A 22,051-nucleotide genomic window follows, 5' to 3' on the forward strand; every position below is an offset into this window, starting at 1 on the left:
CGGGACCGGGCCCGGTTCCCGGGGCCCGGTCATGCGGCGTCCCGGCGGCGGCCGGGCACGCTGGCCAGGAGCAACTGCGTGTACGCCTCGCGCGGAGTGTCGAACACCGCCTGCGCGGTGCCGGACTCCACGATCCGGCCGTGGTGCATCACCGCCACGTCGTCGCTGACGTGCCGGACCACGGCCAGGTCGTGCGAGATGAAGAGCATGGTCAGGCCCAGGTCCCGGCGCAGTGCGGCGAGCAGGTTGAGTACCTCGGCCTGCACCGAGCAGTCCAGCGCCGAGGTCACCTCGTCCGCGATGACCAGGTCCGGCTCGACGGCCAGCGCCCGGGCGATGGCGATGCGTTGGCGCTGCCCGCCGGAGAACTCGTGCGGGTACCGGTCCGCCGCGTCCGCGCCCAGCGCGACCTGGGCGAGCCGCTCGGCGACCGCGGCGCGGTGCCGGGCCGCGCCGCCGCGCCGCGGGTCGATGGCCTCGGCGATGGTCTCGCCGACCGTCATGCGCGGATTCAGCGAGGCGTACGGGTCCTGCGGGACCAGTTGGACGCGGCGGCGCAGCGCGAAGAGGTCGGCCCGGCTGCGCAGCCGCGTCACGTCGGTGCCGTCCAGCGACACCTGTCCCGAGGACGCCCGGACCAGCCCCACGACCACCTTGGCGAGCGTGGACTTGCCGGAGCCGGACTCGCCGACCAGGCCGAGCGTGCGGCCGCGCGGCAGGGCGAGGTCGATGCCGTGCAGGACGTCCTTGCGGCGCGGTCCGTGCCCGAACGACACGTCGACGCCGTGGATCTGCAGGACGGGCGTCATCGGGCGGCCTCCAGCGGCTTGTCCGTGCCGGTCTCTCCGGTACGCGCGCCGGCCTGCTCCAGGTGGCACAGGACGCTCAGCCCCGGTGCGGGGGAGTGCACCGGCGGCGGCGTGTCGTGGCAGGCCGCGAGCACCTGCGGGCAGCGCGGCGCGAACGCGCAGCCGGGCGGCCGCTCGTCGGGCTGCGGCGGCCGGCCGGGGATCGCGGCGAGGGTGCGCACGGGTTCGGCGGATGCCGGCTCCCCGGCCGATGCCTCCGGGCCGCCGGCGGACTCGGCGGGTGCGGCCGCGGCCGTGTCGAGCCGCGGTGTCGCGGCCAGCAGCGCCTGGGTGTACGGGTGCCGGGCCCGCCCCTCGCGGACGTCCTCGGCGGTCAGTTCCTCGACCAGCCGGCCCGCGTACATGACCAGGACGCGGTCGCACAGGTCGCCGACCACCGCGATGTCGTGCGAGATGAACAGCATGGCGGTGCCGTCGCGTTCGTTCGCGGCGCGGAGCAGGCGCAGCACCTCGGCCTGCACGGTGACGTCGAGTGCGGTGGTGGGTTCGTCCGCGATGATCAGCCGCGGCCGGGTGAGCAGTGCGGCGGCGATCATCGCGCGCTGCCGCATGCCGCCGGACAGCTCGTGCGGGTACTGCCGCAGCCGGGACGCCGGGTCGGTGAGCCGGACGAAGTCCAGCTGCTCGATGGCCTGTTCGCGGGCCTCGCGGCGGGATGCCTTCAGGTGCACGCGCAGCGTCTCGGTGAGCTGGCCGCCGAGTTTGAGCGCCGGATTGAAGGACGCCGACGGATCCTGGTAGACGATGCCGATCTCGACCGCGAGGCGGCGCCGGGTCTCGGCGTTCTCCGCGCCCGGCGCGACCAGGTCGAGGGCCGCCGAGTCGGGGTGCCGCAGTTCCGCGGTACGGGCGGTGGCATGCAGACCGCCCGGCAGCAGCCGGGCCGCGGCCATCGCGGTCAGGCTCTTGCCGGAGCCGGACTCGCCGACCACGCCCACGATTTCGGCGGCACCGATGTGGAAGCTGACACCGTCCACGAGCGCGGTGCCGTCCTTGCGCAGCACGCGCAGGTCGTCGACCACCAGGACGGCGTCGTCCGGGACGGCCGGAGCGGTGCCGACCGCCGCGGCCGCGTTCGCCTCGGCAGGCTTGGTCGCCTTGGCCGGTGCGTCCGCACGCCGCGACCGGTTGGCCGCGGCGGCCAGGCCGTCGCCCACGAAGCTCGCGCTGAGTCCGGCCAGGACGATGGCGACGGCCGGACCGACCGCCTCGACCGGGTTGGTGTACAGGCTCTGCAGGCCGCCCGCGAGCAGCTGCCCCCAGTCGTAGTCCGGGAGTTGCACGCCGAGGCCGAGGAACGACAGCCCGGACAGCGCCATCAGGGTGTGCGCGTACGACACCGACAGCAGCACCAGCAGCGGTTCGGCGATGTTCGGCAGGATGTGGCGGCGCATCAGCCGCAGCGGTCCCACGCCGAGCAGCCGTGCCGAGCCGACGAAGTCGCGGCCCGCCACCGAGGCGGCCAGGTTCGCGGTCAGCCGGGCGAACGACGGGCTGCCCGCGGCACCGATGGCGATCACGCAGGCCTTCGGTCCGGGGTCGAGGATCGCCGCGATGGCCAGCGCCAGGATCACCGCGGGGTACGAGATCATCACGTCGATCACGCGCAGTCCCACGGCCCGGATGCGCGGCCCGCTGACCCAGATCAGGGTGCCCAGGGTGATGCCGACGGTCGACGCGATGAGCGTGGCCAGCGCGGACAGTTCGAGGGTCAGCCGGGTGGCGACCATGGTGCGCGCGAAGATGTCGCGGCCCAGGGCGTCGGTGCCGAGCCAGTGCTCGCCGGACGACCCGAGGTGCACGGACGGCCCGAGTTCCTCGGCGCGGTCCCCCCAGATCCACGGGGCGACCACGGCGAGGACGACGAGCAGTCCGAGCCCGGTCAGGCCGAGTGTGAGCATCAGCCCGGGGCGGCGCCGGCGTTTGGTGCGCGCGGAGCCGGGCGACGGGCCGTCGGCCGGGCGCCGGTTCCGGGGCAGCAGGTTCGTCGCGGTCATGACGCGGCCTTCCCGGACAGGGTGCGCGGGTCCAGGAGGCCCAGCACGATGTCGATGAGCAGGTTGAGCAGGCAGGCCAGGACGCCGAGTACGAGGACCACGCCCTGGATGACCGGCAGGTCCCGCAGCGTGATGGCCTCGACCACGCGCGTGCCCAGGCCGGGCCAGGCGAAGACGCTCTCGATGACCACGGTGCCGCCGAGCAGCCCGGCGAGCAGCAGGCCGGCCAGGGTGAGCGTGCTGGTCAGGAGGTTGGGCAGGGCGTGCCGCAGGTACAGCCGGCGGGCCGGCAGGCGGCGTCCGCGCGCGGTGCGCAGGTAGTCCTGGGCCAGGACGACGGATGTCTCACGGCGCACGATGCGCGCGATCGTGCACACGGGGCCGAGCGAGATCGCCACCACCGGGAGCACGAGTGCGGACGGGGTGGCCGCGCCGGCCACCGGCAGCCATTCCAGCTGGATGCCGATCACCAGCACCAGAAGGGTGCCGAGCACGTATTCGGGTGTCGAGCCGACCAGGCCGGTGGCGAGTGTGAACCCGCCGTCGAGCCTGCGGCGGCGCCCGTCCCGGCAGGCGACCGCGATCGCCATGCCGAGCGGCACGCCGACCACCAGCACCACGGCCACGCCCAGCAGGGCGAGTTCGGCGGTGTAGGGGAGCCGGTCCGTGATGATGTCGGAGACCTTCTCCTCGGTCTGGAAGCTGTGCCCGAGGTCGCCGCGGAACAGCCCGGCGACGTAGTCGCCGAACTGCGCCGCGACCGACTTGTCCAGGCCCAGGTCGTGCCGCATCTGGGTGAGCTGCTCGGGGGTGGCGTTGTTGCCCGCCGCGACCCGCGCCGGGTCGCCCGGCATGAGCTGGACGATGGCGAACGTCAGGGTGACCAGGACGGTCAGCACGAGGGCCACGCCGCCGAGCCGCCGCATGGCGAACACCAGCCAGGGCGAGGCGAGTACGCCGCGCAGCCCGCCGGGTGCGGTCGGCGCGCCGGCCGTGCCGGGGGGTGCGGGAGGCCCTGCGGCGGCGCCCCCGGGCGCCGCCGCAGAGGGATGGTTCGCGAGTGCCACGGCTCAGCCCTTGACCCAGAGGAGCGTCAGGTCGGAGTAGCCGCCGGGGGTGACCGCGGAGATCCGCTTGGAGTAGATGTTCTTCTGCGGCACGGTGGACAGCGGGACCGTGTCGACGCGCTGGATCAGCGCGTTCTGCGCGTCCGTCCAGCGGGCGCAGTGCTCGGCCGGGTCGGTGGTGGCCAGCGCGGCCAGGAAGTTCTTGGAGTAGTCCGGGTTCTGGGTGCCGCCGATGTTGCGGCCCTTCGGCGGGTCCTCGCCGTGCATGAAGCTGCCCGGCGTGGTGAGTGTCGCGGACAGGTTGATGTTGATCATCACACCCAGGTCCCACTGCCCGGTGTTGCCGATGAACTCGGTGGCCCAGGTGGCCAGATCGACGTTGCGCAACTCGACGCTGGCCCCGGCCTTTTCGAGTGCGGCCTGCAGGTATGCGGTGCCGGCCCCGCCGGAGACGACGTTGAGGCCGAGGATGCGGATCTTCTTGCCCTTGAGGATGCCCTCGGCGGTGGCCTTGTCCATGCCCGGGCCGGCGTACTCCCGCTGGAGCACGCACGGGCTGGTGGCGTCGGTGATGCTGGTGAGCATCTGGCCCTTGCCGCGTGTCGAGGCGTTGTTGAACGCGACGCGGTCGGTCACCGCGGCGATCGCCTTGCGCACCTCGGGGTCGGCGCCCGGGTGCCCGGGGCGCTGGTTGAACACCATGAACTGGTTCGAGCTGGACAGCGTGGTCGAGGCCCAGTCGGTACCGAACCGGTCCATGTCCGGGCCGGTGATCGCGATGTGGTCCAGGTCGCCGGTGGTGAGCTTGTTGGCCGCGGTGCTCTCGTTGGGCACCACCGCGGCGACCAGCGAGGTGGGCGGCTTGCCCTCGGGCATCTTCGAGAATGCCGGGCCCCACGTGTAGTCGGTGCGCCGGGTGAAGGTGTAGGTGGCCCCGCGCTGGCTCTCCGCGAGCGTGAACGGGCCGGTGCCGGGGGCCTTGCCGGCCGCCAGCGCGGCCGGGTCCTTGACGGCGCACACGATGCCGGTCTGCGGCATCGCGAGGCCGTAGAGCATGTCGGCCCAGGGGTGGTCGAGTTCGATGCGCACCGTATTGGCGGCGTCGTCGCCGGTCGCGGTGGTCTTGCCGGTGCCGAAGACCTGCTTGGCGGCCGGCGCCTTGGTCTCCGGGGCCGCGAAGTAGTTGAGCGACGCGGCGGCCGCGGTGGCGGTCAGCGGCGTGCCGTCCGAGCACTTGATGCCGTCCCGCAGCTTGAACTCGATCTTGTCGGGCGCGACGGTCCAAGTGGCCGCCAGGCCCGGGATGATCGTGCCGGCGTCGTCGCGGCGCACCAGCGTGTCGTACAGGACCCGGGCGGCCATGTAGTCGTTCAGGTTGTCGCCCTTGGCCGGGTCGAAGCTCTTGGGGTCGGACGTGAACGTGGTGCGCACCACCGTGCTGCCGCCGCCGGACGGGCCGTCGTCACCGGAGGAACCGGTGCCCCCGGTCGTACAGGCGGGAACCAGGAGCACCAGGGCGGCGGTCGAGACGCCCGCCGCCCAGCGCCGGTTGACTCGTGTCATCGGACTCTCTCCTCCACGGGGACGAGCCCGCCGGGCTGTTCCCCGGCGGTCGCGGCCGGTGCCCGCGCGGGGCACCGGTCCTTGGTGCGGATCAGGATCAAGGTCGGCGGCCCGGAAGCCGGTCTTCCGCCGGAATCGCCCGGCCGGGCCGCGGCGCACGCCGAAATCGCCCGCGGCGGCCCGCTCAGCGGGCGCGCCGCGCCGCGGGGAAGTCCCACAGGTCCATGGGCACATGCCGGACCGCGCGGCCCCGGTCGTCGAGGATGCGGCCCATCTGCTTCACCATGCGCAGCGTCACGGCCCGGTCCATGACCGCGATGTCCCCGAAGCGCTCCAGGAGTTCGACCTCCAGGCGCGGGACGTCGGCGACGTGCCGCAGCCATGCGACGAGCATGAGGTTGGCGCTGCCGGCCACCCCGGCGCACATCCGGACGCCGGGGTGCGCGGCGAGCTGCCGGGCGGTGGCGTCCAGTGCGGCGGGCGGTACGCGCAGCCACAGCGTGGCCCGGATCGGCCAGCCGGACAGCGGCTGGGCGACCTCGCAGCGCAGCCGGATCAGGTCGGCGGCGACCAGCCGCTGCAGCCGCCGGGCGACCGTGGTGGTGCTGCTCCCGGTGTGCGCGGCGAGTTCGGTGTGCGAGGCGCGGCCGTCCTCGCCGAGCGCCACGATCAGGTCCGGGTCGGCCGGGCCGAGGCCGCCCGGCGCGGGGCGGCTGCGCGGAGCCGGCGGGCCGAGTGCGGCGCGCTGCGCGGCATCCAGGGAGCGCAGCCGCCAGCCGCTCCCCTCGGCGTACATGTGGGTGACCAGGTGGGTGCGGGTGGCGGTGATGCCGGGGATCGCGGTGAAGCGGCGCTGCACGTAGTCGAGGAGGATCTCGACGCGCGAGGTCATGAGCGACACGAGCAGGTCGCGGCCGCCGGTCATGCGCTCCACCGAGACCGCGTACGGGTCGTCCGCGAGGCGGGCCGCGACCTCGTCCAACGCACCCCGGCGCACGTCGATCTCGACCAAGGCGAGGCCGCCGTTCGCATCGCCGATGTGGCCGGGCCGCGGGTAGCAGGTGACCCACGCGCAGCCGTCCCGGACGAGACGGCGCCAGCGGCGGGCGAGGGTGACCGCGTCGACGCGGAGGACCGGGGCCAGCTCGGTCCAGGTGGCGCGCGGCCGCAGTTGGAGTGCGTTGATCAGGACCAGGTCGAGCTCGTCGGCGTCGGCGCCGGCGGAGCGGTCGATGTCGCCGTCCGCGGCGTAGGCGGTGCGGGAAGTTTGCATGGGGTGCCCCTGGATCGTGGGAATCCTGCACAGGACCCTGGCTCGCCTCCCAGGGAACCGTGTCGCAAAGGGCAGCCGCCAGGCCATGAACGTGGCCGATTCCGTCACCTCGACGCCGGACGGGGCCGCAGAACAACCGGACCGGTTGGCTCCGCTCGGAATGAAACATCCCGGTTAACTCGGCCGCAAGGCCTTGCACGACGGAGATAGTACGTGTTCGGATTATCTCCGTCGGGCGGCCCGCCGCCCGGCTCAAGTACCGACGGCCGTGCTGTGCCCTGTGCTGCCTTGCGCTGCCCGCAGAGCCTCCCCGGCCCGCCCACCCCACGGATCCCGCGACTCCCGTACCCCGTCCCACCTGCACCGACCTGCTCGGGCCTGCCCAGGCCTGCCCGGGTCCGCGGGGGAGCAGGGCGCGGAAGTCCACCCCAGCCTTGGAGCGGCACCGTGTTCGATCTTTCCTCCGCCGACCTGCTCGACGCCTTCACCGCCGAGCTGAAGCTGTGCAAGCTCGTCCCCGGCGAGCACGTCGTGGTGCTGGCCGAACCGGCCAGCCGCGGCGATTACGTCGCCGCCGCGTTCGGCGCCGCGAAGGCCTGCGGCGCGCACGTCATCGCCGCCACGGTCCCCGGCGGCAGCCCCGCGCCGATGCCCAGCACGCACACCGGGGCCGGCCCCGGCCTGGTGTCGGTGCTCAACGACCGGGCCGCCCAGGACCTGCTCAAGTCCGCCGACCTGGTCGTCGACCTCACCTCCGAGGGCTTCATCCACGCCCCCGTGCAGCAGGAGATCCTGCGCAGCGGGACCCGCATCATCTTCGTCTGCGACGCCCCGGACGTGCTGATCCGCAACCTGCCCAAGGCCTCCGACAAGGAGGACGTGCTCAAGGGCGTCGACCTGCTCAAGTCGGCCTCGGCCATGCACGTGCGGTCCGCGGCCGGCACCGACCTGGAAGTGCAACTCGCCGGAGCCAAACCCGAGTTCCAGTGCGGCTTCGCGGACGACCCGGGCCGCTGGGACCACTGGCCCAGCACGATGGTGCTGTGCTGGCCGGAGATCAGCAACGGCCGTATCGTGCTCGCCCCCGGCGACATCCTGCTGCCCTTCAAGGAGTACGTCCGCGACCCGGTCACGCTGACCGTCGCGGACGGCCGCATCGAGGACATCGCGGGCGGCGCCGAGGCGCACCTGCTCACGACCTTCTTCGCGGACGCCGCCGACCCGTGGGGGCGCAGCCTCTCGCACATGGGCTGGGGCCTCATGCGCACCGCCGACTGGTTCGCCACCGCGATGTACGGCAAGGGCGACCTGATGGGCATGGACGCACGCGCATTCGCCGGGAACTTCCTGTGGTCCACCGGACCGCACCCGGTGCTCGGCCGCGAGTCCTACGCGCACCTCGACATCGCCATGCGCGGCTGCACCGTGACCGTGGACGGCGCCGACGTCGTCGTCGACGGCAAGCTCCCCGCCTGAACAACGCATAAGGAGACAAAGAACCGTGGCCTCCACCCAGTCGTACGAAGTCACCGTCGTCGGCGGCGGACTCGGCGGGCTGACCGCCGCGCTGGCCCTGCGCCAACGCGGCCTGCGCGTGACCGTGCTCGAACAGGCGGCCCAGCTGGGCGAGATCGGTGCGGGCATCCAGACCGCGCCGAACGCCAGCCGCATCCTGCTCGGCCTCGGACTGCGCGAGCAGATGGAGGCCATCCGCACCGAGCCGCTCGACCAGGTCCGGCGGCGCTGGGCGGACGGCAGCATCATCGGCCTCACTCCGCTCGGCGACTTCTGCACGCGCACCTACAACGCGCCCTACTGGCACTACCACCGCGCCGACCTGCACCGCGTCATCATGGACGCCTGCACGGACCCGGACGGCGCCGGACCGGTCGTCGAACTGCGCACCGACAGCCGCGTGGTCGGCCTGGACCGCGGCAACCCGAAGCGGCCCGCGGCGCTCACCGCGGACGGCAAGCGCCACGAGGCCGACGTGCTGATCGGTGCGGACGGCATCCGCTCCGCGGTCCGCGACCTGATGGGCGCCGAGGACACCCTGCGGTTCTCCGGCGAGATGGCCTTCCGGGCGCTCATCCCCGGCGACTCGATCGCCGCCGACCCGGCCACCCGCTGGCTCGTGGACCGCTACCAGAGCACCATCTGGTACGGCCCGGACCGGCATCTCGTGCACTACATGATCCGCGGCGGCGAGTTCCTCAACGTGGTCGGCTGCGTGCCGTGCACCGACGAGGTCGCCGAGCAGTGGACCGTCCCGTCCACCGCGCAGGACCTCGTCGACGCCTTCGCCGGCTGGGACGACCGGGTGCCGGCCATGCTCTCCAAGGCCAAGGACGACGTCGCGTGCTTCGCGCTCTACCACCGGCGCCGCGACCCGGTCTGGATGGACGGCCGCATCGCGCTGCTCGGCGACTCGTGCCACGCCATGCTGCCCTACCAGGCCCAGGGCGCCTCCCAGGCCATGGAGGACGCGGCCGTGCTGGCCGAGGAGTTGGGCCGGGTGACCGCGGACGGTGCGGAGACCGCGCTGCGCCGGTACGTCGACCGGCGTGCCAAGCACGCGGGCATGGTGCAGGAGGCCTCGGTGCGCAACATGGCCCTCTACCACCTGCCCGACGGGCCCGAACAGCGCGACCGCGACGAGAAGTTGCGGCGCGGGTTCACCGGGGAGTCGGACCTGTCGTACGACTGGCTGTGGTCCGGCACCCCGCTCGACGACCCCGACCTCGGCGCTTTCGCCTACCAGTTCGCGCGGTGATGCGGATGCTCCCGCATCGCCCGCTGAATCGAACCAGCAGTACCACCCCCGCACCCCGTCCGACCCGGAAAGGAGGAGGAGCCTCATGAAGCCTGCCTCGTTCGCCTACCACCGCGCCCGCGACGTGGCCGGCGCCGCCCGGCTCCTCGCCGAACTCGCGGAACGCGGTGAGGACGCCAAGCTGCTGGCCGGCGGCCAGAGCCTGATCCCGATGATGAACTTCCGGCTGGCCCGCCCCGGCCATCTCGTGGACATCGGGGGCCTTGCCGAACTGGCCTACCTGCGCCCGGACGGCACCGGCGGCCTGCGCATCGGCGCGCTCACCACCCACCACACCGTCGAGACCGCCGCCGAGGCGGTCCTCGGCCGGGACTTCGCGGTGCTGCGCGACGCCATGCCGTGGATCGGCCACCTGCCGATCCGCACCCGCGGCACGGTCGGCGGCAGCCTCGCGCACGGCGACTCCACCGCCGAATGGTGCCTGCTCGCCCTCCTGCTCGACGCCGAGATCACCGCCGTCGGACCGCACGGCGAACGCACCATCCCCGCGGCCGAGTTCTTCCACGGCTTCTACACCACCGCCCTGGAAGCCGACGAGGTCCTCGCCGAGATCCGCTTCCCGCGTCCCGCGCCGCATGCCGCATTGGCCGAATTCGCGGAGCGGCGCGGCGACTTCGCCATCGTCTCGGCGGCCGTCGACCTGGACGTCGACGATGCCGGAGCCGTCGTCGCGGGCCGCGTCGCGCTCGGTGGCGTCGCCCCCGCACCGCTGCGCATCCCGGAAGCCGAAGAGGTCCTGGCCACAGGCGGCCCCGACCGCGCCGCGCTGTTCGCCGCCTGCGCGGACCGCGCCGCCGAGGCCGCCGACCCGCCGTCCGACATGAACGGCAGCGCCGACTACCGGCGCACCCTCATCCGCACCCTGATCCGCCGCGCCTGCGAGGAGGCGATCTCCCGATGAGCCCCACCGCGCCGCACCCCGCGCCCGCGCCGCACGGCACCCACGGCAGCCCCGAAGGCGACCGCCTCGTCGGCCGGTCCGTACGCCGCCGCGAAGACCCCCGCCTCCTCACCGGGCGCGGCCGCTTCGTGGACGACATCGCGCTGCCCGGCATGCTGCACGCCCAGTTCGTGCGCAGCACGGTCGCACACGCCCGGATCGCCGAGCTGGACCTCGACGGGATCCGCGAAGTCCCGGGCGTGGTGGCCGTCTTCGATGCCGCCGACCTCGGCCTCGCGGACATCGCGGCCCGCCTGGACCGGCCGCTGCACGAGTTCGTGCCGACCGACATGCCCATCCTGGCCCGCGACCGGGTCCGCTACGTCGGCGAGCCGCTCGCCATCGTGGTGGCGCGCGACGCGTACGCGGCCGAAGACGGCATCGAGGCCGCCAAGGTCCGGTACGACATCCTCCCCCCGGTCGTCTCCGACACCGCCGCCCTGGCCCCCGGCGCGCCCCTCGTGCACGACGCGGCCGCCCGCAACACCCTCGTCGACGTCGCCATGTTCGCCACCGAGGGCATCGACGACGTCTTCGCCGCCGCACCCTGCGTGGTCGAGGTGCACACCACCACCGGCCGGCAGAACGCGCTGCCGCTGGAGACCCGCGGCGCGGTCGCCGCCTGGGACGCCAAGGAAGACCAACTCGTCCTGCACACCTGCACCCAGACCCCGCACCAGGTCCGCACCGTGGCGGCCGCCTGCCTCGGCCTGGACGAGCGCGCGGTCCGCGTGGTCGTCCCCGACATGGGCGGCGGCTTCGGCCAGAAGTGCGTGGTCGGCCGCGAGGAGATCGCCGCCGCGGCCGCCGCACTCCGGCTGGGCCGCCCGGTCAAGTGGATCGAGGACCGCAAGGACGCGCTCACCGCGTCCTTCCTGGCCCGCGAGCAGCGCTACGACGTGCGCGCCGCGTTCGCCGCCGACGGCACCATCCTCGCCCTCGACGCCGACGTCGTGTGCGACATGGGCGCCTACTCCTGCTACCCGTTCACCGCGGGCATCGAGCCGCTCATGGCCTCCGCCGAGATGCCGAGCGTCTACAAGGTCCCCGCGTACCGGGTCCGCGGCCGCGCGGTCACCACCAACAAGGCCCCGACCGCCCCGTACCGCGGTGTCAGCCGCCCGCAGTACGTCATGGTCGTCGAACGCCTCATGGAGCGCGCCGCCCGCGAACTCGGCATCGACGCGGTCGAGATCCGGCGCCGCAACGTCATCACCGAGTTCCCCTACACCGGCGTCAACAACATCACCTACGACCCCGGCTCCTACCTCGAATCCCTCGACCTGTGCGCCAAGGTCCTGCACGACGAAGGCTGGTACGCCGCCAAGGAGCAGGCCGCCGCCGAAGGCCGCCACCTCGGCATCGGCTACTCGTGCTTCAGCGAGCGCACCGGCTACGGATCCACCGCCTTCGCGGCCCGCAAGATGCAGGTCGTGCCCGGCTTCGACATCTCCGAAGTCCGGATGGACACCACCGGCGCGCTCACCGTCACCACCGGCACCCAGAACCACGGGCAGAGCCACGAGACCACGATGGCCCAGATCGTCGCCGACGAACTGCACGTCGACCTCGGCAAGGTCCGCATCCACCAGGGCGACACCGAACGCATCACCTACGGGTGGGGCACGTTCGCCAGCCGGTCCATCGTGGTCGGCGGCAGCGCCGTGCAGCGCGCCGCCGCGAAGCTCGGCGCCAAGCTGGTCGCCCTCGGCGCCCACCTCATGGACGCCAAGCCCGAGGACGCCGAACTGGGCGCGGGCTGCGTGCGGCTGCGTGCCGAGCCCGAGCGCACGGTCTCGTACGAGCGCATCGCCGAAGCCGCCTACCTGCGCTCCAACCTGCTGCCCGACGGCATCGAACCCGGCCTGTCCGCGACCGCGAGCTTCGACGTCTTCGACGACGGCACCTTCTCCAACGCCACGCACGGCGTCGTCGTCGAACTCCACGAAGGCACCGGCCGCGTCGAGATCCTGCGGTACGTCTGCGTCGAGGACTGCGGCGTCGCGGTCAACCCGCAAGTGGTCGAGGGCCAGTGCCGCGGCGGCATCGCGCAGGGCATCGCCGGCGCGCTGTTCGAGCAGATCACCTACGACGCCCAGGGCGAACCGTCCGCGACCAGCTTCATGGACTACAAGGTGCCGACCGCCTGGGAGATCCCGGACGTCGCCATCCACCACCTGGAAACCCCCTGCCTGTTCACCACGACCGGGGCCAAGGGCGCGGGCGAAGGCGGCACCATCGGCGCCCCGGCCGCCGTCCTCAACGCGGTCAACGACGCCCTGGCCCCGACCGGCGTCGAACTCGACAGCACCCCCATCACCCCCGAGACGGTGCAGCGCGCCCTGGAGAGCCGCCCATGACGGACACTTCCTCGCGAGAGAACCACCTGCTGATCACGCTGGACGTCAACGGCGAACAGCACGAGATCCTCGTCGAACCGCGCCGCACCCTCGTCGACGTGCTCCGCCACGACCTCGGCCTGACCGGCACGCACGTCGGCTGCGAACACGGCATCTGCGGCGCCTGCACGGTGCTCGCCGACGGCAAGCCGGTCCGCGCCTGCCTGATGTTCGCCGCCCAGGCCGAGGGCACCGCACTGCGCACCGTCGAATCGCTCGGCGACGGCTGCGGCGGACTCGGGGACCTGCAGCAGTCCTTCACCGAGCACCACGCCCTGCAATGCGGCTTCTGCACCCCGGGGTTCCTGATGCTCGCGGAAGGGTTCCTGGCCGAATGCCCGGACCCCGAGCCCGACGAGATCCGCGAGGTCGTCGCCGCCAACCTGTGCCGGTGCACCGGCTACCAGCCCATTGCCGAGGCCATCGGCCACTGCGCCGCCCGGCGCCTGAAGGAGAAGTGATGCGGTTCACCAGCACAGTGCCGGTCGCGGCCGCGCCCGACGCGGTCTTCGCACTGATCAACGACGTCGAGCGGGTCGCCACGTGCATGCCCGGAGCGGTGCTCCAGGGGCGTGACGGGGAGGCCTGGCACGGCGGAGTGAAGGTCAAGGTCGGACCGGTGACCGCGGCGTACGCCGGGACGGTGCGCTTCCTGGAGGTCGACCCCGCGCAGCGCACGCTGCGTGTCCAGGCCAAGGGCACCGACACGCACGGCAGCGGCGACGCCGAGGCCGAGGTCACGCTCGAAGTCCGCGACGACCCCGCCGGGGCCCGCCTGGAGCTGGTCACCGACCTGGTCATCCGCGGCAAGATCGCGCAGTTCGGCAAGGGCGCCATCACCGCCGTGTCGGACCGGATCCTCCGGCAGTTCGCCCGCAACCTGGGCGGCCTGCTGGAAGGGGGGGACCCCGCACCGGCGCTGCCGAACGCCACCACGGCGGCGTCGGCGCGGGGTGGGACGGGGGGAGGCACGGGGGCCGGGGACTCGGGGGTCTTGGGGGACGGGACGGGGGACGGCGGCCGGCACCTTGCGGCTGTGGGGACGGTACGTACAGGACCGGCCGCCGCCCATGCCGATGCGGGCGGACATCCCGTGTCGTCCTCCGGCACACCGGCGTTCCAGCCGGTCGCCGGACCCGAACTCGACGGGCTCGCGCTGCTCGGCGGCCCCGCGGTCGCCAAATACGCGCCGATCGTCGGTGCCTTCGCCTTCGGCCTGTTCGAAGGCTGGCTCCTCGGCCGCCTGGTGAGCGTCGAGCGGCAGCTGCGGCAGCTCCGGGCACAAGGAAAGGCGTGACCGCCATGGGCGCATTGGAGAGCATCGGCGGGATCGGCCCCGCCGACACGGCCGGCCTGTACGGGTCGCCCACCGAAATCGTGTACGACCGGGCCGGGTTCGGTGCCGCCGCCGGAGTGGGCGTCCGCCCCGCGGTGGTCGTGGTGGACCTCACCCGGGGCTTCACCGAGGACGGCTTCCCGACCGGGACCGACCTGACCGACGTGGTCGCGGCCACCACCGAACTCATCGACGCGGCACGCTTCGCCGGCGCCCCGGTGGTCTTCACCGCGATCTCGTACACGGCCGCCGAAGCGGACGGCGACGCGGTGGCGTGGCTGCGCAAGGCCCCCGGCCTGCGGAGCCTGCGCGAAGGCTCCGCCGCGGTCGCGCTGGACCCGCGCCTCCCGCGGGAGGACGGCGACCACCTGGTGCTCAAGAAGGGCGCATCGGCGTTCTTCGGCACCTCGCTGGCCGCGCTGCTGTCCGGTCTCGGCTGTGACACCGCGGTGCTGTGCGGCGCCACGACCAGCGGCTGCGTGCGGGCCACCGCGGTGGACGCCGTGCAGTCCGGCTTCGCGGTCATGCTCCCCGCGGAATGCGCGGGGGACCGGGCCCGCGGCCCGCACGACGCGGCGCTCTTCGACATCCAGGCCAAGTACGGCGACGTCGTCGGGCTCGACCAGGCGGTGGCGTACCTGCGCAGCATCGGCGGACGCCCGGACGGGCCCGCAGGCGCGGGATCGCGCAGGGCGTCCGGCGCGGCGCGGCCGATCGCGGGCGCCCGGCAGCGGGGAGGGGCACGATGACCGCGCAGAATTCCGGCTTCGGGACTCCTGCGGCCCCGGTGGCCCCGGTGGCCCCGGAGCGGGTGCTGCCGCAGGCGGCACTCGCCGACCTGGCCGCGGTCCCGGCGACCAGCCGCTGGGTGCGCTCCGGCGCGCTGCGGCTGCACGTCCTGGACTACGGCGGCGACGGCGTCCCGCTCCTGGTGCTGCCCGGCATCACGATGCCGGCCGTCGGCATGGACTTCGCGGTCCGCGAACTCGTCGGCCCCTACCGCCCGGTGGTGCTCGACCAGCGCGGCCGCGGGCTGTCCGATACGGGCGCCTCCTACACGCTGGAGGACTACGCCGAGGACGCCGAGGCGGTCGTGGCGGGGCTGGGCCTGGACCGGCCGGTCCTGGTCGGCCACTCGCTCGGCGCCCGCGTGGCGGCGGCCGCCGCGGTCCGCGGCAAGACCCCGCTGGGCGGCACGGTGCTGGTCGACCCGCCGCTCAGCGGGCCCGGCCGGGACCCGTACCCGACCACCGCGGCGGCGTTCCTGGGCCAGCTCGCCGAGGCGCAGCGCGGTACGGACGCCGACGAGGTGGCCCGGGCCTGGCCGCGGTGGCCGCGCCCGGAACAGGAGCTGCGGGCCCGCTGGCTGGCGAGCTGCGGCACGGAGGCGGTGGCCGCCACGCACCGCGGGTTCGAGGCGGAGGACTTCTTCCGCTGGTGGCCCGAGGTGCCGGCGCCTGCGGTGTTCGTGCGCGGCGCGGACAGCCCGGTGGTGACCGCGGCGGGTGCCGCGGAAGCCGCCGCGGCCAACCCCGGGGCGGTCTACGCCGAGGTGCCGGACGCCGGCCACATGGTGTTCTGGGACAACCCGCCCGCCGCTCTCGGCGCGCTGCGCGACGCGCTGCGCGACCTGACCCGCTGACCTCGGGGAAGGGGCGTGGGCGAGGTGCACCGCGGAGCCGCGGAGCGGCGTGCTCAAATGGGCGCATGGCTGATCAGACCGCGCCCGCACCGTCCGCTCCCGCGCCGCCCGCCGCCCTCGTCGCGGCCCCCGGCTACCAGGTCCGGCGCCTCTACCAGGCGTACCTCGCGGCCTGGGTCCGGTCGGTCGACCCGGTGCTCACCGGACCGCAGTTCGCGGTCCTCACCGCGGTGGACGCGGGCCCCGGACGGGACCAGCGGTCGCTGGCCTCGGCGGTCGCCCTGGACACCTCGACCATGGCGGACGTCGCGCGGCGCCTGGAGACGCGCGGACTGATCGTCCGCAAGACCGCGGCCGACGACGGCCGCCGCAAGTTGCTCTACCTCACCGAGGAAGGTGAGCGGTCTCTGCACGAGGCCAACCTGCGCGCGCGGGCGCTCGACGAGCGGCTCCTGGAGCCGTTCGACGCCGAGCAGCGCGAGCAGTTGATGACGTCGCTGGCTGCCCTCGCAGGTCACTGGGAGGGCCTGACCGAGGCTTTGTAGCCGCCGCACTGGAGTACGCGTGACGGACCACCCGCAGCACCCGAAGGACCACCACGTCGGACTGATCGTCCCCAGCTCGAACCTCACGATGGAGACCGAGCTGCCGCGCATGATGCGGGCCCGCGAAGCGCTGTTCCCCGATGAGCGCTTCGTGTTCCACAGCAGCCGCATGCGCATGAAGCACGTCACCCCGGAGGAACTGCGCGGCATGAACGCGCAGACCCGCCGGGCCGCCGCCGAACTCGCCGATGCGCGGCCGGACGCGGTCGCCACCGCGTGCCTGGTCGCGATCATGGCGCAGGGCCCCGGCTACCACTGCACGGCCGAGGACGAGATCACCGGCGTGCTGCGCGAGGAAGGCGTCGCCGCCCCGGTGGTGTCCAGCGCGGGCGCGCTGATCACCGGCATCAAGGCGCTCGGTGCGCGGCGCGTCGCGATCGTCACGCCGTACATGAAGCCGCTGACCGCCCTGGTCGCGGAGTACCTGGAGGACGCCGGCACCGAGGTCGTGGACACGCTCAGCCTCGAAGTGCCGGACAACATCGCGGTGGCCCGCCTCGACCCGCGCGACCTGCTCGGCCACGTGGGCAAGTTGGACCTCTCCCGGGCGGACGCCCTGGTGCTGTCGGCGTGCGTGCAGATGCCGTCGCTGCCGGTGCTGCCGGAGGTCCAGGAAGCCGTCGGCATGCCGGTGCTGTCCGCGGCGGCGGCCACCGCCTACTGCCTGCTCGCCGAACTCGGCCTGGAGACCGCCGTGCCCGGAGCCGGCGAACTGCTGACCGGCCGCTACCCGGTGCCTGCCGGGGCCTGACCCCGCGCCCGTGACCCCGCGTACAGGGCGCGGGGCGATGCAGCACACCCTCGGTCAGGCGAAATGCCCGAAATACGGAGATTCTCGCAAGCATCGGAGTGACTCATGCAATTTGACATGGCAAAGGTGAGGGCGGCCGCCGCGGCCGGCGCGGTCCTCCTGCTCGTCGCGGCCTGCGGCGGCAAGGACCCGTCCGCGAAGGGCGCCCCGGACGGGGACAGCAAGGCCACCGGCAGCAAGGGCAGCGTCACGGTCGGCCTGCTCAACCCGGCCACCGGCCCGTTCGCGGCACTCGGCACGGACGTCAACGCCGGTTTCGAGGCGTACCTCAAGAGCAAGGGCGGCGTGCTGTCCGGCTACGCCATCAAGGTCGCCAAGGCCGACGAGGGCACCGACGCCGCGCAAGGCACCACGAAGGCCCGGCAGTTGGTCGAGCAGGACAAGGCCCAGATAGTCATCGGCCTGGTCAACTCGGCGATCGCGTACGCGGTGGCGCCGTACATGGAGGACACCGCCAAGGTGCCGCTCCTCATCACTGTCGCCGGCGCGGACGGCCTGACCCGCAAGCAGAACGGCAACACCTTCCGGCTCTCCTACACGAGCTCGCAGGACTCGATGCCGCTCGGCCCGTACACCTGCAAGGACATGGGCAAGCAGAAGGCCGTCGTGCTCGGCCTGGACTACTCCTTCGGCTGGGAGGCCGCGGGCGGGTTCGCGCGCACCTACGAGGACGCCGGCTGCCAGGTCGTCCAGGAGATCTACGCCCCGCTCGGCACCCAGGACTGGGGCCCGTACGTCAACCAGGTCAAGAAGGACGCCGACGTCGTCTACGTCGTCGCCCCCGGCCAGGACGGCGTGCGGCTGCTCAAGGCGTACCGCGACTTCGGCGTGAAGCTCCCGATCGTCGCGCACGGTGCGACCGTCGACGAGACCATCCTGGCCACCGAGGGCTCCAGCGCCGACGGCGTCATCTCGTCGCTGCACTACACGCCGCAGATCGACTCGCCGCAGAACAAGGCCCTGCTCGACGCCGCCGACAAGGGCGGCAACCAGTACCTCGAGGACGGCTGGGCGGCCGGCATGACGCTGGAGGCCGCGCTCGCGACGATCGACAGCGACCCGACCCCCGACAAGATCCGCGCCGCCCTCGCGGGCGTCAAGATCGAGGCGCCGCGCGGCCCGCTCTCCTTCGACGCCTACGGCCAGGCCGTCTACCCGGTCTACATCCGCAAGGTCGAGGAGAAGGACGGCAAGCGGGTCAACTCGATCCTCACCAGCGTCCCCAACGTCTCGCAGTTCGGCACCTACGACCCGGCCACGTACCTCGGTTTCCCGGGCTACGAGAAGCTCAAGGGCTCGTGGTCCAAGTGAGGGGCGCGGCGTGCTGACCTGGCTCACCCACTCGGTCAACGGACTGGCCTACGGATCCCTGCTGTTCCTGGTCGCCAGCGGTCTGACCATCACGTTCGGCCTCATGCGCACGGTCAACCTCGCGCATGGCGCCTTCTACCTCATCGGCGGATACCTCGCCTACGACCTGGCCACCGACGGCACCGACTACTGGCTGGCGCTGCTGGCCGGCGTGGTGGCCGCGGCGATCGGCGGGATGATCGTCGAACGGGCGTTCCTGCACCGCCTCGCGGGCCGCGAACTCCCGCAGATCGTCCTGACCCTGGGCGTCGCGTACATCATCGGCGACCAGATCCTGGCCAACTACGGCGGCGACCCGGTCGCGCCGCCCACCCCGCCCGGCCTCGAAGGCCCGGTCACCATCGGCGACTGGATCTTCCCGAAGTTCCGGCTGGTCATGATCGGCGTCGCGATCGGCCTCGCGCTGGTCGTCGGCGCGCTGCTCAAGTACACCCCGACCGGCGCGAAGGTGCGGGCCGCGGTGGACGACGAGGAGATCGCCCGCGCGGTCGGCATCCGCGTCCCGCTGGTGTTCCTGCTCGTCTTCGGCTGCGGCACCGGGCTCGCCGCCTTCGCCGGGGTCTGGGGCGGCGCGTTCACCTCGCTCGCCCCGGAGAGCGGATTCGAGGTGCTGCTGCTCGCCCTCATCGTGGTCGTCGTCGGCGGCCTCGGCTCGATCGGCGGCGCCCTGACGGCCGCGTTCATCGTCGGCCTGGTGGACCAGTACGGCAAGGTCTGGTTCCCCGAATGGGCGCTGTTCACCCTGTACGCGTCGGTCGCCGCGCTCCTCGCGGTGCGCCCGAGCGGCCTGTTCGGCAAGGCGGTGTTCCGATGAGGGGACTGTCCACCGGGCGCCTGACCGCCCTCGCCGCCGGCCTGGCGGCCGTCGCGGGGCTGGTCCTGCTGCCCTTCCTCACCGACTCCTTCTACACGTTCGTGGCCACCCGCATGCTGCTCCTCGGCCTGTTCGCCACGGCGTACAACGCGGTCTTCGGGTTCGGCGGGATGGCCTCGCTCGGGCACGCTGCGTTCTACGGCATCGGCGGCTACTCGGTCGGCATCGGCGTCACCCGCTGGGACTGGCCGCCGCTGGTGGTCCTGCCGGTCGCCATCGTGCTCGGCGCGGCGGCCGCCGCGGTGTTCGGGATCATGTGCCTGCGGGTGCGCGGCATCTACCTGCTGCTGCTCACCCTCGCGCTGGCCCAGGCCATCGCCGGCCTGGCGTTCTACCAGACCGAATGGACCGGCGGCGACAACGGCATCCCGAGCATCTCGCGCGACGGCCTGCCGTCCGCGGTCCGGGAAGGCGACGGGTTCTACTGGCTCAGCCTCGGCGTCGTCGCGGTCTGCGTCGCGCTGCTGTGGATGTACCAGCGGTCCCCGCTGGGCATGTCGGTGGTCGGCGTGCGGGAGAGCGAGGCGCGCATGAGCGCCACCGGCTACCGCACCGGGCGGCTGCGGATCATCGCGTTCACCGTCTCGGGCGCCTTCGCGGCGGTGGCCGGCGTCATGGAGGTCTACCTCCAGGGCTCGGTGTCCACCGCGAACATGCACTGGCAGATCAGCGCCGAGGTGCTGGTGTTCGCCATCCTGGGCGGCGCCCGGCACTTCCTCGGACCGTTCCTGGGCGCCGTCATGGTGACCGGGCTCGAGGTGTGGGTCAGCACCTACACCGACCGGTGGATGACCGTGCTCGGCATCGTCTACATCGCCACCGCGCTGTTCCTCGCGGACGGCGTGCTCGGCCGCGCGGGCTGGGCGGTCCGCCGGGCCAAGGACCTCCGGGCCGGCCCGGCGGCGGCGCCGGCCGCGGCACCCAAGGACCGCACCGAACTCCCGGCGGAGGCACCCGCATGACCGACTACGCCATCGCGGGCCGCAACCTGACCATGCAGTTCGGGACGTTCCGCGCCAACGACGACATCACCCTCGCGGTCCCCGCGGGGGAACGCCGGGCCCTGATCGGGCCGAACGGCGCGGGCAAGTCCACGCTGTTCAACCTGCTCGCCGGGCAACTGCGCCCGACCTCGGGCACGGTCACCCTGCTGGGCCGCGACGTGACCCGCGTCCCGGCCCACCGCAGGGCCCGGCTCGGACTCGCCCGCACCTTCCAACTCACGGACCTGCTGGACGAGTTGACGGTGCGCGAGAACGTCCAGCTCACCTTGGCGGCGCAGTCGTCCGCGCACCGGGTGTTCTGGCGGCCGCTCGGCTCGGTCGGCACGCTCGCCGCCGAGGCCGATGCCGTCCTCGCCCAGTGGGACCTGGGCGACTTCGGCGACCGGCTGGTGCGCGAACTCGCCTACGGGCAGCAGCGGATCCTGGAGATCGCCCTGGCGATGTCGCGGAACCCGCAGGTGCTGCTCCTGGACGAGCCCACCGCGGGCCTCTCGCCCGCGGACGCCCGCAAGCTCACCGGCCTGGTCGCGGCCCTGCCGCGCACCATCACCGTGGTCATGATCGAACACGACATGGAGGTCGCGTTCACGCTGTCCGACCAGGTCAGCGTGCTGCAGCAGGGCCGGGTCATCGCCGCCGGCACCCCGGACGAGGTGGCCACCGACAACCGCGTGCTCGAGGCGTACCTCGGGGAGGCAGCCGATGCTTGAACTCCGTGACGTGCACACCTACTACGGCGCGAGCCACGTCCTGCAGGGCGTCTCGCTGACCGTCGGCGAGGGCGAAGTGCTCGGCATCCTGGGCCGCAACGGCATGGGCAAGACGACGCTGGTGCACACCATCGCCGGCCTGCTCAGACCGCGGCGCGGGACGATCGAGTTCCGGGGCCGCCGGATCGGCGGCGCCCCGGCCGAGCGCATCGCCCGCGCGGGCATGGCCCTGGTGCCGCAAGGGCACCGCATCTTCCCGTCGCTGACCGTGAAGGAGAACCTCAAGGTCGCGGTGCGCCGCGGCACCGCACCCGAGCCCTGGACCATCGACGACGTGGTGGACCGCTTCCCGGTCCTCGGCGAGCGCTTCGGCCTGTCCGCCGGGCTGCTCTCCGGCGGCCAGCAGCAGATGCTGGCCCTGGGCCGCGCCCTGGTCGGCAACGGCAGCCTCGTCCTGCTCGACGAGCCCACCGAGGGCCTCGACCCGCAGACCGTGGCCCGGGTCGGCGACGTGGTCGACGAACTCCGCGGCCGCGGCACGTCCGCGATCCTCGTCGAGCAGAAGGTCGACTTCGCGCTGCGCCGCGTCGACCGCGCGCTCGTCCTGGAACGCGGCCACGTCGTGCACACCACCGACAAGCCCCAGGAACTCCGCACCGACACCGCAGCGCTGCGCGAACTCCTGGCAGTCGGCGGCGCCCCATCTACCGCGCCGTCCGCCTGACCGGCCGGTCCGGCGCGACCCGCCGGACCGGCC

At 73.1% G+C, this 22,051-nt stretch carries 20 protein-coding genes; 15 read left to right on the forward strand and 5 right to left on the reverse strand.

Translation table 11 applies throughout. The features are described 5' to 3' along the window. Positions 1 to 29: 29 nt before the first annotated feature. From LZ495_RS12000 to LZ495_RS12020, 5 genes are all read right to left on the reverse strand, one after another. On the reverse strand, positions 30 to 809 hold the full coding sequence (locus LZ495_RS12000) for an ATP-binding cassette domain-containing protein (RefSeq protein WP_235052104.1): 780 nt from the start codon (positions 807 to 809) through the stop codon (positions 30 to 32). Continuing rightward, the gene (locus LZ495_RS12005; protein WP_235052105.1) at positions 806 to 2,866 is read right to left on the reverse strand and encodes a dipeptide/oligopeptide/nickel ABC transporter permease/ATP-binding protein; all 2,061 of its coding nucleotides are present in this window, start codon (positions 2,864 to 2,866) and stop codon (positions 806 to 808) included. Before LZ495_RS12005 ends, LZ495_RS12000 begins: the two co-directional genes overlap by 4 nt. Next, a complete protein-coding gene (locus LZ495_RS12010) occupies positions 2,863 to 3,933 on the reverse strand; it encodes an ABC transporter permease (RefSeq protein WP_235052106.1) in 1,071 nt (356 codons plus the stop codon). The genes LZ495_RS12005 and LZ495_RS12010 overlap by 4 nt, the downstream gene beginning before the upstream one ends. 3 nt (positions 3,934 to 3,936) lie before the next feature. Further along, entirely contained in the window at positions 3,937 to 5,496 is a 1,560-nt protein-coding gene (locus tag LZ495_RS12015) for an ABC transporter substrate-binding protein (RefSeq protein ID WP_235052107.1), read from the reverse strand. 184 nt (positions 5,497 to 5,680) lie between these two features. Next, the gene (locus tag LZ495_RS12020) at positions 5,681 to 6,769 is read right to left on the reverse strand and encodes an Lrp/AsnC family transcriptional regulator (protein ID WP_235052108.1); all 1,089 of its coding nucleotides are present in this window, start codon (positions 6,767 to 6,769) and stop codon (positions 5,681 to 5,683) included. Between the two features lie 447 nt (positions 6,770 to 7,216). Between LZ495_RS12020 and LZ495_RS12025 the strand changes: the two genes are divergently transcribed. The 15 genes from LZ495_RS12025 to LZ495_RS12095 all read left to right on the forward strand — a co-directional run bounded on the left by LZ495_RS12025 (position 7,217) and on the right by LZ495_RS12095 (position 22,018). Beyond that, positions 7,217 to 8,245 carry a 2,5-dihydroxypyridine 5,6-dioxygenase NicX family protein gene (locus tag LZ495_RS12025; RefSeq protein WP_235052109.1) on the forward strand — a complete coding sequence of 343 codons (1,029 nt, stop codon included), beginning with the start codon at positions 7,217 to 7,219 and terminating at the stop codon, positions 8,243 to 8,245. Between the two features lie 25 nt (positions 8,246 to 8,270). Then, positions 8,271 to 9,542: an FAD-dependent monooxygenase gene (locus LZ495_RS12030; RefSeq protein ID WP_235052110.1), complete on the forward strand. Its 1,272-nt coding sequence runs from the start codon at positions 8,271 to 8,273 to the stop codon at positions 9,540 to 9,542. A gap of 85 nt (positions 9,543 to 9,627) precedes the next feature. Then, positions 9,628 to 10,503, forward strand: a complete 876-nt coding sequence (locus LZ495_RS12035) for an FAD binding domain-containing protein (RefSeq protein WP_235052111.1) — start codon at positions 9,628 to 9,630, stop codon at positions 10,501 to 10,503. Further along, positions 10,500 to 12,902, forward strand: coding sequence for a xanthine dehydrogenase family protein molybdopterin-binding subunit (locus LZ495_RS12040; protein WP_235052112.1), 2,403 nt, complete (start codon positions 10,500 to 10,502; stop codon positions 12,900 to 12,902). Before LZ495_RS12035 ends, LZ495_RS12040 begins: the two co-directional genes overlap by 4 nt. After that, on the forward strand, positions 12,899 to 13,402 hold the full coding sequence (locus LZ495_RS12045; RefSeq protein WP_235052113.1) for a (2Fe-2S)-binding protein: 504 nt from the start codon (positions 12,899 to 12,901) through the stop codon (positions 13,400 to 13,402). Before LZ495_RS12040 ends, LZ495_RS12045 begins: the two co-directional genes overlap by 4 nt. Continuing rightward, positions 13,402 to 14,238, forward strand: a complete 837-nt coding sequence (locus LZ495_RS12050) for an SRPBCC family protein (RefSeq protein WP_235052114.1) — start codon at positions 13,402 to 13,404, stop codon at positions 14,236 to 14,238. Before LZ495_RS12045 ends, LZ495_RS12050 begins: the two co-directional genes overlap by 1 nt. Before the next feature lie 5 nt (positions 14,239 to 14,243). Continuing rightward, entirely contained in the window at positions 14,244 to 15,026 is a 783-nt protein-coding gene (locus LZ495_RS12055) for an isochorismatase family protein (RefSeq protein WP_235052308.1), read from the forward strand. Further along, positions 15,023 to 15,919: an alpha/beta fold hydrolase gene (locus tag LZ495_RS12060; RefSeq protein WP_235052115.1), complete on the forward strand. Its 897-nt coding sequence runs from the start codon at positions 15,023 to 15,025 to the stop codon at positions 15,917 to 15,919. Before LZ495_RS12055 ends, LZ495_RS12060 begins: the two co-directional genes overlap by 4 nt. Positions 15,920 to 15,984: 65 nt before the next feature. Continuing rightward, on the forward strand, positions 15,985 to 16,464 hold the full coding sequence (locus LZ495_RS12065; protein ID WP_235052116.1) for a MarR family winged helix-turn-helix transcriptional regulator: 480 nt from the start codon (positions 15,985 to 15,987) through the stop codon (positions 16,462 to 16,464). Positions 16,465 to 16,483: 19 nt separating this feature from the next. Further along, entirely contained in the window at positions 16,484 to 17,275 is a 792-nt protein-coding gene (locus LZ495_RS12070; RefSeq protein ID WP_372498557.1) for a maleate cis-trans isomerase family protein, read from the forward strand. Between the two features lie 117 nt (positions 17,276 to 17,392). Next, the gene (locus tag LZ495_RS12075) at positions 17,393 to 18,646 is read left to right on the forward strand and encodes an ABC transporter substrate-binding protein (protein ID WP_235052117.1); all 1,254 of its coding nucleotides are present in this window, start codon (positions 17,393 to 17,395) and stop codon (positions 18,644 to 18,646) included. Between the two features lie 10 nt (positions 18,647 to 18,656). Then, a complete protein-coding gene (locus tag LZ495_RS12080; protein WP_235052118.1) occupies positions 18,657 to 19,520 on the forward strand; it encodes a branched-chain amino acid ABC transporter permease in 864 nt (287 codons plus the stop codon). After that, positions 19,517 to 20,542: a branched-chain amino acid ABC transporter permease gene (locus LZ495_RS12085; RefSeq protein ID WP_235052119.1), complete on the forward strand. Its 1,026-nt coding sequence runs from the start codon at positions 19,517 to 19,519 to the stop codon at positions 20,540 to 20,542. Before LZ495_RS12080 ends, LZ495_RS12085 begins: the two co-directional genes overlap by 4 nt. Then, entirely contained in the window at positions 20,539 to 21,294 is a 756-nt protein-coding gene (locus LZ495_RS12090) for an ABC transporter ATP-binding protein (RefSeq protein WP_235052120.1), read from the forward strand. Before LZ495_RS12085 ends, LZ495_RS12090 begins: the two co-directional genes overlap by 4 nt. Further along, complete coding sequence (locus LZ495_RS12095; protein ID WP_235052121.1) at positions 21,287 to 22,018, forward strand: ABC transporter ATP-binding protein; 732 nt, start codon at positions 21,287 to 21,289, stop codon at positions 22,016 to 22,018. Before LZ495_RS12090 ends, LZ495_RS12095 begins: the two co-directional genes overlap by 8 nt. Positions 22,019 to 22,051 lie beyond the last annotated feature (33 nt).

The organism is Yinghuangia soli, from assembly GCF_021502675.1.
Classification (GTDB): Bacteria; Actinomycetota; Actinomycetes; order Streptomycetales; family Streptomycetaceae; genus Yinghuangia; species Yinghuangia soli.